This is a genomic window from Peribacillus sp. FSL P2-0133, from assembly GCF_037975445.1.
Lineage (GTDB): Bacteria > Bacillota > Bacilli > Bacillales > DSM-1321 > Peribacillus > Peribacillus simplex_E.
On sequence record NZ_CP150254.1, the window covers coordinates 4819348 to 4836436 of the forward strand.

Consider the following 17089-nt stretch of genomic DNA (forward strand, 5'->3'; position numbering starts at 1 on the left):
CAATATATTTATATAACTTTATATCCGATTCAGCACTTCTATTAATGAAAACTTTTTCAGAGAAATAAGCGCAGGATTGAAAACAATTGATATAACCTTGCATCGCATTGAAAACGCTATCATCTGGATTTAATATAGTTAGTATAGAGCGATTAAAAATAGAGAGTATCAAAGGCTCGTTAAATGAGGGAGGAATTATTATGAAGAAAGCTTTTGAGAAAGCGCAACAGTTCGGTAAATCTTTTATGCTCCCGATTGCCGTTTTGCCAGCGGCCGGTTTATTGCTGGGAATTGGCGGTGCTCTTTCCAATCCAAATACAGTTGAGGCCTATCCTTTTTTAGACTTTGCTTGGCTGCAGGCCATTTTCACGATCATGAGTTCTGCAGGAAGCATCGTATTCGGCAACTTGCCGGTCATTTTTGCCGTAGGTGTTGCAGTAGGACTGGCACGTTCGGATAAAGGGACCGCTGCACTGGCAGCCATGATCGGCTACTTCGTCATGAACAGTTCAATAAATGCACTGCTTCAAATAAACGGGGAACTTGCCAAAGAGAATTTGGCAGGTGCCGGACAGGGAATGGCGGTCGGGATCCAAACACTGGAGACCGGTGTGTTTGGCGGTATCGTAGTAGGTATCGTTGCCGCACTTTTGCACAATAAATATAATAAAATTCAGCTTCCGCAAGTTTTAGGGTTTTTCGGTGGTTCCCGTTTCATTCCGATCATCGTTTCCTTCGCGTCCATCTTGGTTGGAGCCGTGCTTTTTATCGTATGGCCTTATTTCCAACTTTTCATAAACCAATTAGGTGCGCTGGTAACGAGCACAGGTACGATCGGGACTTTCTTTTACGGATTCATATTACGAATGCTCGGGCCGTTAGGGCTGCACCACATTTTCTACCTTCCCTTCTGGCAAACAGCTTTAGGCGGAACGATGGAGATTAAAGGGCAGATTGTCAGCGGGACCCAGAATATCTTCTTTGCGCAATTGGCCGACCCGACTACCGTCAAGTACTATGAGGGTGTTTCCCGGTTCATGTCCGGACGGTTCATCACGATGATGTTTGGTTTACCCGGCGCTGCACTGGCCATTTATCACTGCGCTAAACCTAAAAATAAGAAAGTCGTGGCCGGCTTGCTTCTTTCAGCTGCCTTGACCTCTTTCTTAACAGGCATCACCGAACCGCTTGAATTCAGTTTCTTATTTGTCGCCCCGATCCTTTATGTTTTTCATGCCTTGTTTGACGGACTTGCCTTCATGATGGCAGATATATTCAATATAACGATCGGTCAAACCTTTTCTGGAGGATTTATTGATTTTACTTTATTCGGGATACTCCAGGGTATCAGTAAAACAAACTGGATTTATGTACTGCTCGTCGGTATTCCATGGTTTTTCCTATACTACTTCACTTTTAAATTCTTGATCAGGAAGAAGAATTTGAAAGTGGTCGGCCGTGAAGATGATGAACAGGCCGCCGTTACACAAGTAACCGCATCAGAGAGAACCCAGACCATCGTCAATGGTTTAGGCGGACAGGAAAATATCGATATAGTCGATTGCTGTGCAACCCGTCTGCGTGTCACGGTAAAGGATGAATCATTGGTGAAAGAGGACGTCATTAAACAAACCGGTTCAAAAGGCGTCGTTAAAAAAGGAAATGGCATTCAAATAGTTTACGGTCCCCAAGTGACGATCATCAAAAATGAAGTGGAAGAATACTTGGGTCATTGAGAACATAGATAACGATAAGGACGTGTTAAACATGCAACAGGTGCTGGATAAAATTCACAAAAGCTTAATTGTATCATGTCAAGCATTGGAGAATGAGCCGCTGCACAGCTCTTTTATTATGGGACGCATGGCCATTGCTGCCAAAGAAGGAGGTGCGAAGTGCATTCGCGCAAACTCTGTAGCTGACATAATGGAAATCAAGAAAAATGTGGACCTTCCAGTCATAGGGATCATTAAACAGGTGTATGGACAAAACGATGTCTATATCACTCCCACAATGGCCGAAATTGATGCATTGATGGAAACCAAAGCGGAAATCATTGCGACGGATGCTACATCCCGGGTAAGACCGGACGGTAAAACGTTAAAGCAGTTTTATGGTGAAATAAGAGCAAAATATCCCGATGTTTTACTAATGGCGGATGTATCCACCATTGAGGAAGCCATATTCGCTGACGATTTAGGATTCGATATTGTAGCGCCCACTTTATACGGCTATACGGACGAAACGTTCGGCCAGAAAATATATCAGGATGACTATGCAGTGCTCAAAGAGATAGTAAAAGCAGTGAAAAAAGCGAAAGTGATCGCGGAAGGAAATGTCATAACACCGGAAATCGCCCGCTCTGTATTGGATATGAATGTCCATGCAGTAGTAGTTGGCGGTGCCATTACCAGGCCGCAGCAAATCACTAAAAGATTCGTGGATGCTATCCAAGAATAGAACGTTGCACATAGTAATGAAAAGACCCAGACTGGCAACAGTTTGGGTCTTTTTTACGATTCATGGTTCCTCAGGTTATTGACGTCCCTAATGGATACATTAAACTATGAATACATATAAGAAATTTGAAATGGGTGATCAAATGGAATATCTCGCAGAAAACCTCATATATGGCATTGAGTGCAGCATGGACAAATTCACCAAAACAGAAGAAGAATTGGCCAATTACATTCTGCAGCGCCCTGAAGAAGTAAGTCAGTTAACCATTAGTCAAATAGCTAAAAAGCTTCATATTTCACCTGCAACCATTACGCGTTTTTGCCAGAAACTAGCCTTTTCCGGGTTCAATGAGTTCAGGCATGAGTTAAAACGGTTCGTGGATCTCCGAAATACACCGAAAAATATGAAGAACATCAAGCAGGTGGATTATTTCGCTAAACTGTATCAAGATCACTTAGGTATCATTGATAATACCTTTCATATAACCACATATGACGATATCCAAAAAGCTGTATCTTACCTTACACAGGCAAATAAGATTCATGTTTATGGAATAGGGAGTTCAGGTATAGCGGCCCAGGAGTTCAAGTCAAAGTTTTTCCGTATCGGCTTAACTGTTGAAGCTATTACAGATCCCCACCAGTCAATGATGGATGCAGCTTTAAGTAACGAGAATAGTGTTGTCATCGGCATTTCCATTTCCGGAACAACGAAAGAAGTGATTTCTGCAGTTAAAATCGCAAAGAAGCAAGGCTCACGCATCTTGATCTTTACTGGAGATAAGAATTCCGAGCTCTCACAGCTTGGCGATATATCGCTATTGGTCACGAGCAAAAACAGCATGCATATGGGGCAAAACATCTCTCCATTGCTTCCGCTGCTATTACTTTTTGATTTAATATATACAGAGTTGGTTGCTAAAGATTATAAAAACAGGATAAGCATCAGGGAAAAGACTTTGAAGGTATTGACCGAGAATGACTGACTTTCGGACGATCCGTAAAAAGTACATTTACTTACCCATACACGAATCATATAAAAAACTGCATCTCCAATTGTTTGGATGTTACTAACAATTGGGGTGCAGTCCACTTTAAAAGACGTCTATTTTTATGTTCCTTTTAAACTAAATCCCTATTACTGGCATGGAACGTTCTTGGAGGCTTTCGGAAAGAAGACTATACGCAACTACTTTATTCTTGTACTGTTTGACTACATCCACATGGTCGTTGTAAATGTACACAAATAATCGAACATCGTTTTTTCCTCTTTTAGTATCAATCATTATTGGAATCCCACTGTTCTCTGGATGTAAAAACAATTGCTCGTTCCCTGGGAATATATGAATTTTTTTCAAAAACTTAGCTTCGTTAAAATAATTAATTACTTGAATTTTGTCTTCACCTTCCAAACGTTTTCCATCAAAGGTTACAATTGCATTCGCGCCACTAATTTCTGAATGTATTTTAAATTTACTCAGAATCCAATTCACTGCATCGGTTGGAAGGCAGGTAACTAATAATTTAAGTAAACCTAAGATAATTGTCAAAATCAATACAGGCACTGTCATATTTCATCATCTCCGCTACGTTATAATTTAATGTTTAATTGAAAGAGGCGGTCAGTTTGCTTTGAAATGACCGTTCTATTAACGTGTTTATTGTTCACTCAGCTTACAATGGTGATTTTTTCACGTATCAATCAGATTCTTTTCGTTCACATTCCCGCCACATATGTGAACAAATTCACAATTTCCTACAAATAGAGTATGTCTTGTAAATCACTCGTACAAAACATGAGTTTTATACAATTAAGCCTATATTTCTATGCATTTTGGTATGCTATTATAATAATCATTCACGTGATATCTTAGGCTAATTTTATTACGAAGTAAATGATGCCCACAGTTAATATTAGGGCAAGACCAATATAAATATAACTAAGGTTCAACAAATTCCCTCTCGTTGCCGTAGAATAATCACTATCACTCTTCCCCGCTAACGAAAGGGTGCCAACCAGGGCAACTAAACTAATGGCTACTACTAATATTACGCTTATCGTCATGATTCAACGCCTCCCCATATTATTATCTATTTCCTTGAACCATTTCAAATTATTCCGATTCTCATCGTATATCGTAGTGTAACTACATAAAAAATCGTTCCTAATTGGCAGGTCAAAATTAAATAGGCCAGGTAGATCGCACTTCGTAATTATATTAGAAAACCCTACTTCTCTATAATAAAAGAACAACCAATTTTAGGACCATCCAATCAAGTGAAATTTACACCATCCACTTGCTGAATCCTTCCGTTAATTACATAGAAAGGTGCACAGCTTCTCTGAAGGAATGGCTAAGATACCACGTCTTGTGGCAACTCCTGACCTAACTTGCTTACTCGAAAAAGACAAAAAAAGAATCATGAATTTGTCATGATTCCAGTTAGTAGACAAAAGTGGGTCGGAAAACGTAACTTAAATGATGTTCTTACGCCGAGGAGGCTTGGCAGACAGTCGGCGGAAAGGGAGTGGATTTCTGAAATCACCGGAACCTTTTAATTAAAAAACTGCAGGCAAACCGAACAAGTTTGTCTACAGTCTGGAATCATGGAATCATCATGATTCTCTCTCGTAAATATGAAAGAATATCATTATAAACTTTTTACAGCCTCTGCAAACCTTTTGATGCCTTCGTGAATGGAATCCTCATTTTCCCTTGCAAAAGTAAAGCGTACATATTCCTTATTTGTACCTAATGTTGAACCGGGAACGTATATGACTCCCCTTTTGATGGATTCCTCAAGTAACTTTATTTCGTTCAATGGCACCTTCAGCTTACACCACAAATGAATTCCACCATTTGGCGAAAAATACTCAACTTCTTTATGCAGGAATTCGTGAAGACTCGAAACTATTGCATCCCTTCTTTTTTCCAGTTGCTCCCTTAAGTAGGCAATATGGGCAGGAAAATACTCTGAATCCAAAAAATCATTTGCTATCCATTGAGTGAATGAGCCATGGCCAAAGTCAACCTGCTGCTTGGCATCAGATAGTCTCTCTATAACGGGTTTCGGTCCTATAATCCACCCAATTCTTAATCCGGAAGCAACAATTTTTGACAAAGAGCTTATATATAAAACGTTTCCGTTGTTGTCCATCGATTTAAGAGTGGAAATTTCTTCACCGGCAAAGGAAGTTAAACTATAAGGATCGTCTTCTATGACCGGTATTCCATATTCGGATGAAAGTTCCAGAATCCTTTTACGACGGTTGATATGAAGGACAGTCCCTGTAGGATTTTGAAATACAGGGTTCAAAAAAATCATCCTGATCCGATGTTTTTTATGGAGTTCCAGTAAATCCTCCGGGTTGATGCCATCTTTATCAACTGGTAAAGGAAAAATTCTTAGCCCCGCGGATTGAAAGATGGGAAGGTTGTAACTATATGATGGATCTTCCAAAACAACGGCATCTCCTGGCTTTAACAAGCATTGGACTACCAGATGTAGGGCTTGCTGTGCACCAGAAGTAATGAGGATGGAAGATGGATGCGTATCAATTCTCCTATACTGTTTAACATGATTGGTTATCGTTTCCCTTAAAACCGCATTGCCTTGAGGGTGATCATAACCCAAACTACCAATGAAGGACCTATTAGAAATGATTTCACGTAAGGATTGGACTGGAAATAAGTCTTCAGAAAGCTCCCCGCTAGCTAAGTTAATAAGGTTATGCCCTTCCGTCTCTTTACGTATTCTTTGGGTTACTGGCATATTGGGCAAAAAAGAACCCGCTTCGATATATCTATTCCAACTAGGTATACGTTTTCGTGTAATTCCCCAAATATCCTTACTGATCATCGTGCCGCTACCTTTGATTCGTTCAACCAGTCCATTTGCTTCCAATTCATCATAAGCCGCAACAACTGTGCTTCTGTTAACTCCCAGTTCACTTGCCAAGAAGCGTTCGGACGGTAGCGGCTTATCCAATAAAAATGTACCATCAGCAATGCCACTCTCGATGTAAGCCGCTATTTGTTTATATAAAGGCTTCTTGGATTTTCTGTCAGTTTTCCATTCCATAAGCTACATCCTTTAAAATGTTTAGTTAAAAGCGTACTAAATTATTAACTTTATATACCTATTCATTCCCAAAAGCAGTAAAACCTTTTATTCCAGTATAATCTTCAGCCGAGATTATTGCACTTTTAGGATAAAAGCTGTACTGCAAAATAAAAACGAAAGCCTCCATTTCCTTAAATGAAATGGAGGCTTTCGTTTCATCTTTTTCAACTATGCAGACTCCCCTTCAGCCAAGGGCGATCCCGATAGTATCCGATCGGGATTTGGATCAGGCTCGTTTTCCTCGGACCGCCTATCCTGTAAAGTTCATCACACATATTCACATCAAAGCCGAGCAGCGGGTGCCCGTTCATTCCTAGGGCTGACGAAGCTAGCAGTAATTTCTGAACGAGCATCCCCGCCTCCATTTGCTGGATGCGGTATCCTCTATATCCAAGTTGCGTTTTGGAATGGTCCCGCTCGCCAACTACATGTATGCAAATCGGCACTTGCTGAAAATTCATGATATCGAGGGACATTCCGTATTGCAATCGGAGCCGCTGATCTCCTGATTGTATTTGTTGTAATGAATGTGTCGTGCTGTCGTAATGGTATGCACCATCTTGAATGTCTTCCACATTATACAAACATGCATATATTGAAACGCGATTTTCGTTGTTCTCGTTTTTTCCATCCAAGTCATTTCGATAGGAGAACGAAGCGGTTGCCTCCTGCAGGAGAGCAGCCAGCTGCCATTGACTGACTTTCCCGAGTGCGAAGTCCATTTCAGGTGAAAACCGCTTCCGGCAAACTGATGCCAGGTCATAGGACAGCCGCTTCACGATAGGAAGGGCTACAATATGTCCTTCGGATTTCGCCCCATTCTTCGGACTGATCCGCCGGAATGATTGGGTGGATTCGATCATGGATGCTGCATTCAGTTTAGTCAGCATCGGAAATTCCCTGATTCTTTGCGATCGAACATAGTGTTCAGGCTGAATATCCGTCAATTCCGGCAATAATACCGTTGAAGTGACAGGCCGGTCCATACTCCTTTCTTCTCTAAATCTAAAAGAAGGTTCTGCCGATAAGGGGATCACCGCATACGTGCTCTCTTCCTCTTCCGAAAGCCCGAGCAGATGATTGATGGCCCGATCAAGGAATTGGAAGCACACCCCAGCGGCGATTCCAAAGCGTTTCGCCACTTCGAGCAACTGTCCAAGAAGCACGCCTGCATCCAGACCTTGCAGACGGTATGAAAAGTTATTGTATTTGTAGAAGTTTTTCCAAAACATCGTCGATACAAAAACCGTGCCAAAGCATGCGGACATATCAAAGTTTTCACCAAGAGCTTTTGTTATATATGAATCAAAATTCCCTTCCCGCAGCAAAACCAGCCGGTGGTGTGCCGCATCATAATGGTATACACCAGCAGGTAATCCCTCCATCTTCAAGTACACGTACAATTCGCTTGGATACAAAGCTCCCCCTGATGGCGGAAAACGCCGGAATGACTGCATGAGGTCCTCAGATTCCGAGGAGCTCGGTACCTGACTGACTTGGGTCAGGCCATATGCATACCAGAGGAAATGACCGATTCCTTTAAGGTCCTGTTTAGAAGGCCCGCTGCAACTCTCTAGCGTCAGCGGCACCTCCAGTGATAGCGGAAAAACAGGCAAGTCACGGTAAAGCTTATACGTCAGCGGTGCATCATTCCAATCCACTTCCCAATCCGGCGGACTTGCCTTTTCGATATCAAAATGCAAATTGTGCAAAAATGCTTCTAGACTCATCCTCCAACCTCCTAAATCACCGCTTATGGAAAAGGATGCGGATGCGGATTGAGATGTTCGAATTCAAGCGGCCGTTTAGCATATCCAAGTTCCATCGGAACCCTCAGTATTCTCTCAAGCCCCGTTATGCGGGTAAGATGATGGCCGAATGTCATCGGCAGCATCCCCGGTATCAGCACTTTCACGCAATGTAATCCATTCCGTGCAATTTCCGGTGTCGTCTGATCCACCACAATCACCTCGAGTTGCAATCGGCGAAACTCCTGAAGGATTTCCTGCAAATCTTCCGTCAAGTCCGGATGGTTCACCTTTTCCCCGTATTCTTCAGCGAATGTTCGCATCGGGCGGTCATCATCCAGCAGAAACTGCAGTCGCTCTTCGGCTTGCGGTAAACCGTACAGCATGCCATGATCATCCATTTTCCGTACCAGTGAAGAATCATGCAGCATTTTCTCAACCTCATCCTGATTCTCTTCCAATTTATCGTCAAGTGTCAGCATCATGCCAGCCAACTCGAAGACCGCGCTTTTCACGGCCCGGATCGGGTCCAGATGGGCCCCTGCCGCACATATGATATTCAATCCTTGTTGTTTCCTGTTTTTCGCCAACGCCCATACGCTCGGGATACCATGTTCCATGGTCGAATTAAACAAATGGATATCATACCCCGCTGCCGCCCTCGCCCTGTCAATCATCAGCTCAAGTTCTTTGTCATTTGCAGAATTTGGGTCAAGGCGTGTGAGGGGCAGCTGCGCGTACCAGGTCAGAAGAAACGAATCACGTTCGACCACTTCCATGATGCCGTAGAAAATGGCCTCCTCCAAACTTCCCCCTAAAGCACAGCCATTGGAAGTTTCATAAACAAATCCATCTCCGCAGCCCAAGCTGTAATAGGAAAGCAATTCCGGGACCAAGATCGGCTGCTCTTGCAAAAATGAATGGCCCCACACCCAATCTATCGAGCGGTCAGGATTAAACGGTTGAAACGGGAAATCCCGCTGCGCATAATTTTCCTTCGAGTGTACCCCTATCCTGATGGGATCGAGCGCAAAATCTTTAAGGTTGTTGTAACTGTCATGCATGACTGTCCGTTTACCGCGGGGCTCCATACCGCAATACCTTTCCAATCCCTCCAATATGGCAGTCATCTCACTGACCGCATATGAGAGAGTACGGCCTGCCGTCCCCTCATCTCCTATGAATAAAGGCAAATTAACACTTACATCGGCAAATGGTGGCACAAGGTCGAGCATTTTATTATTCAAGAAACCTGTGCGATGGTCCAAGTAATCCTTGGCCAGAACTTCATTCAGCTCTTCCATTGAACGGGTACGGTAACTGTCGGGACTGATTTTCGGACTTGGCTGCAACGTAATCCTAGCACGCTCCTTCGAGTCATCAGGTAATGTTGAGCAAACCGGACACAATGGATCTGGTAAAAATGTGTGCCACGAGCCATTCAGCGTTTTCAAGTTGATGATTGATACACGCCCTTCCGAACGGGCGCGTTCTCCTTTCATCGCCTTCCTTACCTCTGCACAAATCAAGTGGGCCATCTGTAAAAGGCCTGTGCGTGATGCAGCCGCATCACGATCTATCCCCCCATTTTCCTCCAGATGTTTGCGGATTTCCCACATTTCTTTTCGATCACGCCCGGCCATGAGATGCCTTTGGTCCGCACACTGTGAGCAGCCAGGAACATCCGGGCGCACCAACGGACCTATCACTCCCTCTCCAAATGATACGAACCCCCGCAGCCATGGAATGCCCGCTTGCCTTATCACCTCTTCCGCCTTTAGATGGACAGCTGGATTCCAGGCATCTTGCAGCAGAAGGACCATAGCCGTCGTTTGCGGTATTCCTGCCTCGAAATCGGTTTGGCGATTCACCTGATATTGGCCGGACAGGTCCCCATGAACATGGTCGGCCAGCACTCCTTCCCCGACAACCAATACGTCAGTTTTCACCCTGATTCCTCCTCTCGCAAAAACACCCCAAACACTCCTGCCATTTCTTCCTTCAATAAAGGTTCAAGATTTAATTCGAAAACACAGATTCGCTTACTGTTCTTCTTCAAAACTTGAATGGCCGACTGTACTAGTTCGGAATTCCCTTTCACCCCGCACGAAGGAATCACAAGATTCAAGGGCTTTTCTTCTTTAAGAACAGGTGATACCACTAAATCTGGAGCTGTGAGGCAAACGGTCTGGTTTTGTACTTTCATGACGGCCTTTTGCAACGCGTTCCGTAATGCGATCGTTACATTCAAACCGACAGCTCCGGACCAGCCGTCGCTCGTTCCTGCCCAAACTACCGGGAAACCGGACACTTCCTCACCCAACGCGATGATCGGCTCTCCTTGCAGCCGGGTCAGCGCTTGTAGATAATACCGGCAGCGTTCATCTTCCACTTGAGCCAACTGCACCGACACGAGTTTCTCATGGTTGAACCGCTTATTGTCAAACTCTTTATCCAAACAGCTTTGCAGTCCACGGCAAACACATTCAGCAAATGTTTCCCCTGCTCCGACACCGACCGATTCCTTTATATCGTCTACCCCCTGAAGCGGTGTAAGAGTCGGAATGAGCTGGCTGAGTGTTCGGGATACATATGCTTCAACTCCTGAAAGACCGGATTCCGTTCTCGCTTCCTCATGCGTCAGATCTGAACGGATAATTTCTGGCAGCAGTTCGGCCGGACCGGACGACAGCGGATCAACAACCTGAACTCGGCATTGGGCCAACGGCAGCTGCTTTAAATCTCCCTCATCCCAACGATGAAAGATCCCGGATTCCAAGGATGTCAACCGGCTGAAATACATAAACACCTTCCCCGGCTCACTCGGGTCCGCTTTCTGTTCAAGCCGCTGATCAAAATCTTCAATCCATGCAGCAGTCCCTTTTCCCGTCACTCCCGGGTGGGGAATGAACGGATGCCATTTTCCCTCCATTGTATCCATATCCAACAGATAAAAATGATTGGATTGTTCTGCTGTCGTAACGCCTGTAGCCTCTTTAAACCATTCGAATACCATTATATTGGCCAACATCGCTCCGGCTGTCGCGGAAAAGGAAGATGGTGCCTGATTCTTTTCCAGCTCAGCTTGATGTAAACGATGCCAAGCTGACTCCCAACACCCCTTGGAATCCGGATGGACAAGTGGACCAGCCATGCCTACTTGATTGATGATCAATGCAGGAAACAGGATCTTTTTCCCTTGCCTGCAAACCGAATGAAGTTCTCTTAACTCCTCTATATCACCCTCTTGGGACACATATAAAATCGAGTCAAAAGGCTGCACGATATCCTGCCATTCAATCTCTTCTCCCTTTTCAAGCACTACCTCCCCTATGGAAACCTCGTCGTCCGTCTTACGCGCATGCGCCACGATTTCATTCAATCTTTTTCTATTGGTCGGTACCGTGTCCGTAATGAAGATATGGAATGCGGGCAATCCGGATTCAATCAGCGAGGACACCACTGAAAGGAACAATGGGCCAGAGCCTATAGCCAACGCCTTTTTCTTTCGATAAGTTTCAAAACGGTAAGCCCCGGAATCGCCGCAGCTTTCCAGGAACTCGATTTGTGAAGCATACCTTTCAAGTACTTGATTTCTTAATTGATGGGGACTGTCCTGACTTACATCCCGTACAAACCCATTACCGTACAAAACCTCGGCAATTTCCATCACCCTGTTCCGGTATGGGCCAGGCAATCCATCCGTCAACTCGCTTAATGTATGGTTCCCGTTGAACATCGGTAATAGCTTTTCAATCCACTGGACGATCGAGCTGCCCTCCATACGGAACGAACTTATGTTATTCCTGAAATACACACCTCTATTCGGTTCCGGAAGAAAAAACGTATCTCTCTTCACTTTCAAACGCATAGAAGGGGTCAAATTCACCATTCCGCTCCTCCTAACCCGATGCATTCTAAGTACTGCTTCAGTACTTCACTTTAATCCTATGTACGACAATTTGTCCCTTATGTCTAATGCAATAAAGAAAAGTCCCTGCACATGCAGGGACTTCCTTTAGAAAACCTAGATACTTAACCGCCGCAACGTCCGCAACGACCGCCGCAACCTCCGCAGCGACCACAACCTCCGCAACGAAAACCGCAACCTCCGCAACCTCCACAACGACCGAACCCACATCCTCCAATAAAGCAACCAAGGCAACCAAAACAACCAAAACCGAAACCAAAGAGTCGGGAATCGTCAGCAGAATACCCTTGCTGGAACTGGTTTTGATCCCAAAGAATTGGCTGGCTTACCTGGAAATCATCGACATTAAGGTTTTGCAATTGATTTTGAAATTCATACATATTATATAACCTCCGTATATTATTTATAAGGTAGTGCTTAGAACAGGAAATCTGAACGAAATGGTCAGGGAATTAATACCACGTCAAATACTCCTCCAACAAAATATGTCAGGGGAGTGGGTATTGCCACTGATTCAAAAGCCTATTTTTATTGAATCTTCATAAAACGGTTCAAGACGGAAACAGGATAATCACTATATTAATTATGCGGCTTAGTACAAATGAAAAACTTCGAGACAAAGCTGAAAGAACCTGGAACTAAGTTGGCAAGCCAAGGATAGGAGCTTAGCTTATCAACTCGAAAAGGGGTCTGGTGCTAGTTAGAAACATAGAACCTCAATATCCTTTTCATCTATGAATTAAGATGCTACTCCAAACAATTAATGTATGAAATTCAATCTCGCTTCAAACCAAAATAAAGCCCTTGCACTAACTTATACAAGGACTTTATTTAATCACTTTGAATTTTCTTTTGGTAAATCTAATGTTGGAGTACGATCAAAGAAATTCCACGGTTTTAACATGGCGTGTACCCATTCTGTTGGCATCATTGGCCACTCTTCAGCTCGTGCTATATGAGTTGCACCTGTGGTCATCCATACCACATTATCTGTATTGTCAATGGAACCGTTGTCTGCCGAATATTGTCCTAATCCTGTATCTGTTTTGCTGCGGTTCGGATATTTACCTTCCGGATACCGCTCATCCGGGTCATAATTTGTGACCCACAACTGCTTGTCCATAAAGTTAACTCGCTTAAAAAGCCAGTCATCATCACTAAATAAGGCTCCTTTGGCAATCGGGTGAGTGCCTCCTGCAAAAGGGATGATTTGATAGGAAACAGGATTTCCTACCTTATTCTCCTTATTAAGATTACTGAACAGTCGAATAGTGGAAGAATCAAATTTTTGAATCGACTCTTGCTCCGTCTTTACTGTTTTTTCTTCTGTTACCATAACACTTTTGCGTGGACCGCCCTCTTGATTTTTTTCTACCTTTGGATTAATTTCCATTAGGGAATTACTTTCGCCATCAACATCTAGGTCAAGCCTGAAATTGTAAATGTGCTGGTGAGTGGTTCCGACAATATTATTATCAAGCAAAGTACCATATTTTGTATCCTCTTTTGCAGTCTTGTCATGCATTGTTTTTGATTTAACACCTTTTACTGCTTCAATACCGGATGCTCCTACATCAATATTAATTATTCCATTTTGTGATAACTTCCAATCAAAGATATAATCATAGTTTCCTATTGTACTAACCCAGCGAACCACTAATTCACGGCGTTCACGGCTTTGATTTTCTTCTTTAAATGTCGCAAGGTCGGCATGTTTATATTCTGGCCCCGCATATTGTTCAAATACTGCAATGGCATTTTTAATAACGTAAGGATTGCCCGAGTTATCTGCAATTGTTGCATCTAGCAGCACGGCGTTTTCTGGTACGTCAGCTCCAAGTTCTAGCGGTGCAGTTAATGTGCCCATTCCATATTCACCAGCATCCAAATAGGACTTGAAGTACCAGCCAACGTCAGGATCTCCGTAAGGAACTATCATCCCACCCAGCGATCCTTCATACATAATTTTTCTTTTTTTCCCATGGTCATCATAAGTAACGGTTGATAACACAGGTCCTACCCGAGTATCCAATCGCAAGTGGAAATCCCAGTTTTGCCAGCTAATCGTATTTCCTTTTATTTCATAGTTCTTGCCTTCAGGCTCGGTAATATTAAGCGGTTTTACATCGGATTTCTTCTCATAATCTCTACCATCATATGCGTTTAATTGCATCGGGATTGGAATGACACCTTCATCCTCTACTTTAATAACCGCTTTCTTTTCAAGATCTACAACAGCGACCAAATTTTCAATAGGATGCGCCCAAAAATTCCCATCCCCTGTATCCAAATAAGATACTATTTTCAATAGACGCTTATCATGCTCCAATTTATCTTCACCATCGAAATAACCTACTGTCAAAGGGGTCGCAACGACCTTTTTAGGGTCATCTATACCCCGCTTTTTTAGCGCTTTTGCATAGTCTTCACTTGATTCAATGGCTCCTTGAACAGTAGCAAAATCATCCAGAATTAACATGCCATGAACGCCGTCCATTTCATTCCATGAAACTAGTTTTTTTGATGATATATTCACTTCACCCTCAATAACTTGTTTGCCATTCAATGCAATGAACTCTGCTTTTCTTGTAAATGCGTTGTCTTTTTTCTCTTTATCGTACTCCCACTCCCACACTTTCTTTTTTTCGGGAAGCTTCAGTGTAATTTCTGTAAAACGAAGAGTATCTTTATATTTCCCTGCCTCTTTGATTACATTAACCACCGCTTTAATTTCTTTAGGAGTTAAAGGATCTAAAGGATGATAAGCTTCTTTTATTTTAGCTGTTTGCTTGATGTTAGGGAGAACTTCATTCACAAAATGATCAGTTACGTAGATTTTCTCATCTTTTTCTATCACGTTTGATTCAAGTGTAATCGCTTTTCCATTAATATACGCTTTATCAGAATCAGGTATTATTTTTATGACCGTATCATCTTTTTCGATGGTGATTTTTTTTGTAAAAAAACTCCAAAAATCAGATTTAACAGTTGCACCAGTACCTTCTAAAGCTGTTTCTAGCTTAATTAATTCCACTTCACTGCCATGAGCAGAAGCATTGTTATTATGAATTAGTGAATAAGGAGAGAATATGAAAGTTAGTGCAGTCATTACAAAAATTGCTGCTTTGAAAGTTCTTTGCTTTGTTTTCATAGAATGTTTCCTTTCATTATTTATTTTTAACTTTCATTTGCTAAATACTAGTCTTAGCCACCGTACCAATTTAAGCCTTTTTCACCTAAATCAATCCATACACTCTTTGAGTGTGTATACATATCCATGGCTTGTACCCCTAATTCTCTACCAAATCCACTTTGTTTCATTCCTCCAAAAGGAGTTGTACTATCTAGCATACTGTACGTATTCACATAGACAGTTCCTGCTTGGATACCACGCGCCATACGATGAGCTCTTTTTAAGTCATTGGTCCATATCCCTGAAGCTAAACCGTAAATAGTATCATTTGCTTGTCGTAGAGCATCCTCTTCATCTTTGAAGCGAATAACCGACACAACTGGTCCAAATATCTCTTCACGCGCAATTGTCATTTCGTTGGTTACATCTCCAAAGATGGTAGGTGTGAAATAATATCCATTTTTCTTGCCTCTTTGGCCACCTGTCACTAATTCCGCACCTTCTTCAAGACCAACCGCTACATACTTTTCAATCGTCTTTAACTGTTGTGCGGAAACTTGTGGACCCATTTGTGTTGTCGCTTCAAGGGGATTTCCTACCCGTATTGATTGTACTTTACTAGCAAAAAGATCCATAAATTTATCATAAATACTTTCTTGGACAAATAAACGAGAACCAGAAGCACAAACTTGACCTTGTGCAAAGTAAATGCCAAACATCGCTCCATTAACTGCATCTTCAAGAGTGGCATCGTCAAATACAATGTTAGGTGATTTCCCTCCCAGTTCTAACGAAACTGGTTTCAAGTTTTTTGTAGCTGCTTGCATAATTAAGCGACCCGTGTCCGTTGACCCCGTAAAAGCAATTTTATCGACGTCTGGATGGGAAGCTAAACCAGATCCCACGGTTGAACCTGGACCGGGTACAATATTAATCACCCCATCAGGAATACCGACTTCTTGGAACAGTTTAGCCAGTTCTAAAATACTTGTTGATGTTTCTTTTGCTGGCTTAATAACAATTGTATTTCCAGCAGCTAGAGCAGGAGCTAATTTCCACATCGTCAGCATTAAAGGAAAGTTCCAAGGGACAATGGCGCCAATTACACCTAATGGTTCTTTTAGTGTGTAGTTGAAACGATTGTGAGGTGATGCTAATGTATCACCCTGAACCTTATTTGCAAGTCCTGCATAGAACTCCAGTACATCTATGGTAGAAGGAAGCGCTATATGCTTGGTTTCATTGATTGGTAAACCATTATCTTTTGATTCTACTTCCGCTAAAAAGTCTGAATTCTCCCACATTTTCTGAGCTGCTTTATACAGAAGTCTACCTCGGTCACTAGGAGACATAGTCGCCCATGGTCCGGATTCGAACGCTTTTCGAGCTGCTTTAACTGCATGGTTTAAATCTTCCTCGCCCCCTTGTGAAACAAGGGCATGAACTTCTCCTGTGCCAGGATTAATCGTTTCAAATGTTTCTCCTGAGAGTGAATCTGTCCATTTTCCATCGATAAATAGTTGATATTTTTTCATTTTCTCCACCTCTTATTTATTTTTTTGTTAAAACTTCGAAATTACTAACCATACAATTTTGAAAAACATAGGTTGCTAGGTTTCCTTATGTGATGCGTATCTTGAATAAGCTAAAAGCTCCTAACTTTGTTTACACGCAGCGTTGGAAAGCGATTACA

Annotated in this window: 12 protein-coding genes; 3 read left to right on the plus strand and 9 right to left on the minus strand. The window is 42.6% G+C overall.

Going from position 1 to position 17089, the window contains the following annotated elements:
* The first annotated feature begins 200 nt into the window (after nucleotides 1-200).
* The 3 genes from MKY17_RS23190 to MKY17_RS23200 all read left to right on the plus strand — a co-directional run bounded on the left by MKY17_RS23190 (nucleotide 201) and on the right by MKY17_RS23200 (nucleotide 3445).
* Nucleotides 201-1736, plus strand: coding sequence for a maltose/glucose-specific PTS transporter subunit IIC (locus MKY17_RS23190; protein ID WP_098373429.1), 1536 nt, complete (start codon nucleotides 201-203; stop codon nucleotides 1734-1736).
* Between the two features lie 31 nt (nucleotides 1737-1767).
* Nucleotides 1768-2460, plus strand: coding sequence for an N-acetylmannosamine-6-phosphate 2-epimerase (locus MKY17_RS23195; protein ID WP_098373428.1), 693 nt, complete (start codon nucleotides 1768-1770; stop codon nucleotides 2458-2460).
* 106 nt (nucleotides 2461-2566) lie between these two features.
* Entirely contained in the window at nucleotides 2567-3445 is an 879-nt protein-coding gene (locus MKY17_RS23200; RefSeq protein WP_260397913.1) for a MurR/RpiR family transcriptional regulator, read from the plus strand.
* Nucleotides 3446-3586: 141 nt separating this feature from the next.
* On the opposite strand, the gene MKY17_RS23205 is transcribed toward MKY17_RS23200, so the two are convergent.
* The 9 genes from MKY17_RS23205 to MKY17_RS23245 form a co-directional block, all read right to left on the minus strand.
* Complete coding sequence (locus MKY17_RS23205; RefSeq protein ID WP_098373427.1) at nucleotides 3587-4030, minus strand: YfmQ family protein; 444 nt, start codon at nucleotides 4028-4030, stop codon at nucleotides 3587-3589.
* Nucleotides 4031-4329: 299 nt separating this feature from the next.
* Nucleotides 4330-4524, minus strand: coding sequence for a hypothetical protein (locus MKY17_RS23210; protein WP_339200842.1), 195 nt, complete (start codon nucleotides 4522-4524; stop codon nucleotides 4330-4332).
* A gap of 587 nt (nucleotides 4525-5111) precedes the next feature.
* Nucleotides 5112-6542 (minus strand): PLP-dependent aminotransferase family protein, encoded by a 1431-nt coding sequence (locus MKY17_RS23215; RefSeq protein ID WP_098373816.1) that lies wholly within the window; start codon nucleotides 6540-6542, stop codon nucleotides 5112-5114.
* A 206-nt stretch (nucleotides 6543-6748) separates the two neighbouring features.
* Nucleotides 6749-8314 carry a SagB family peptide dehydrogenase gene (locus MKY17_RS23220; RefSeq protein WP_339200844.1) on the minus strand — a complete coding sequence of 522 codons (1566 nt, stop codon included), beginning with the start codon at nucleotides 8312-8314 and terminating at the stop codon, nucleotides 6749-6751.
* A 23-nt stretch (nucleotides 8315-8337) separates the two neighbouring features.
* The gene (locus MKY17_RS23225; protein ID WP_339200846.1) at nucleotides 8338-10281 is read right to left on the minus strand and encodes a TOMM precursor leader peptide-binding protein; all 1944 of its coding nucleotides are present in this window, start codon (nucleotides 10279-10281) and stop codon (nucleotides 8338-8340) included.
* Nucleotides 10278-12224 (minus strand): putative thiazole-containing bacteriocin maturation protein, encoded by a 1947-nt coding sequence (locus MKY17_RS23230; RefSeq protein ID WP_339200848.1) that lies wholly within the window; start codon nucleotides 12222-12224, stop codon nucleotides 10278-10280. The genes MKY17_RS23225 and MKY17_RS23230 overlap by 4 nt, the downstream gene beginning before the upstream one ends.
* A 143-nt stretch (nucleotides 12225-12367) precedes the next feature.
* A complete protein-coding gene (locus tag MKY17_RS23235; RefSeq protein ID WP_098373812.1) occupies nucleotides 12368-12643 on the minus strand; it encodes a heterocycloanthracin/sonorensin family bacteriocin in 276 nt (91 codons plus the stop codon).
* 455 nt (nucleotides 12644-13098) lie between these two features.
* On the minus strand, nucleotides 13099-15414 hold the full coding sequence (locus MKY17_RS23240; RefSeq protein ID WP_339200851.1) for a stalk domain-containing protein: 2316 nt from the start codon (nucleotides 15412-15414) through the stop codon (nucleotides 13099-13101).
* 53 nt (nucleotides 15415-15467) lie between these two features.
* Complete coding sequence (locus MKY17_RS23245) at nucleotides 15468-16931, minus strand: aldehyde dehydrogenase family protein (RefSeq protein ID WP_063235107.1); 1464 nt, start codon at nucleotides 16929-16931, stop codon at nucleotides 15468-15470.
* Nucleotides 16932-17089 lie beyond the last annotated feature (158 nt).

Excerpts from the sequence above, each read along its gene's own strand:
- MKY17_RS23190 (WP_098373429.1), top strand. The coding sequence starts at position 201 with ATGAAGAAAGCTTTTGAGAAAGCGCAACAGTTCGGTAAATCTTTTATG.
- MKY17_RS23210 (WP_339200842.1), bottom strand. The coding sequence starts at position 4,524 with ATGACGATAAGCGTAATATTAGTAGTAGCCATTAGTTTAGTTGCCCTG.
- MKY17_RS23195 (WP_098373428.1), top strand. The coding sequence starts at position 1,768 with ATGCAACAGGTGCTGGATAAAATTCACAAAAGCTTAATTGTATCATGT.
- MKY17_RS23230 (WP_339200848.1), bottom strand. The coding sequence starts at position 12,224 with ATGGTGAATTTGACCCCTTCTATGCGTTTGAAAGTGAAGAGAGATACG.
- MKY17_RS23205 (WP_098373427.1), bottom strand. The coding sequence starts at position 4,030 with ATGACAGTGCCTGTATTGATTTTGACAATTATCTTAGGTTTACTTAAA.
- MKY17_RS23235 (WP_098373812.1), bottom strand. The coding sequence starts at position 12,643 with ATGTATGAATTTCAAAATCAATTGCAAAACCTTAATGTCGATGATTTC.
- MKY17_RS23215 (WP_098373816.1), bottom strand. The coding sequence starts at position 6,542 with ATGGAATGGAAAACTGACAGAAAATCCAAGAAGCCTTTATATAAACAA.
- MKY17_RS23245 (WP_063235107.1), bottom strand. The coding sequence starts at position 16,931 with ATGAAAAAATATCAACTATTTATCGATGGAAAATGGACAGATTCACTC.
- MKY17_RS23240 (WP_339200851.1), bottom strand. The coding sequence starts at position 15,414 with ATGAAAACAAAGCAAAGAACTTTCAAAGCAGCAATTTTTGTAATGACT.
- MKY17_RS23200 (WP_260397913.1), top strand. The coding sequence starts at position 2,567 with ATGAATACATATAAGAAATTTGAAATGGGTGATCAAATGGAATATCTC.
- MKY17_RS23220 (WP_339200844.1), bottom strand. The coding sequence starts at position 8,314 with ATGAGTCTAGAAGCATTTTTGCACAATTTGCATTTTGATATCGAAAAG.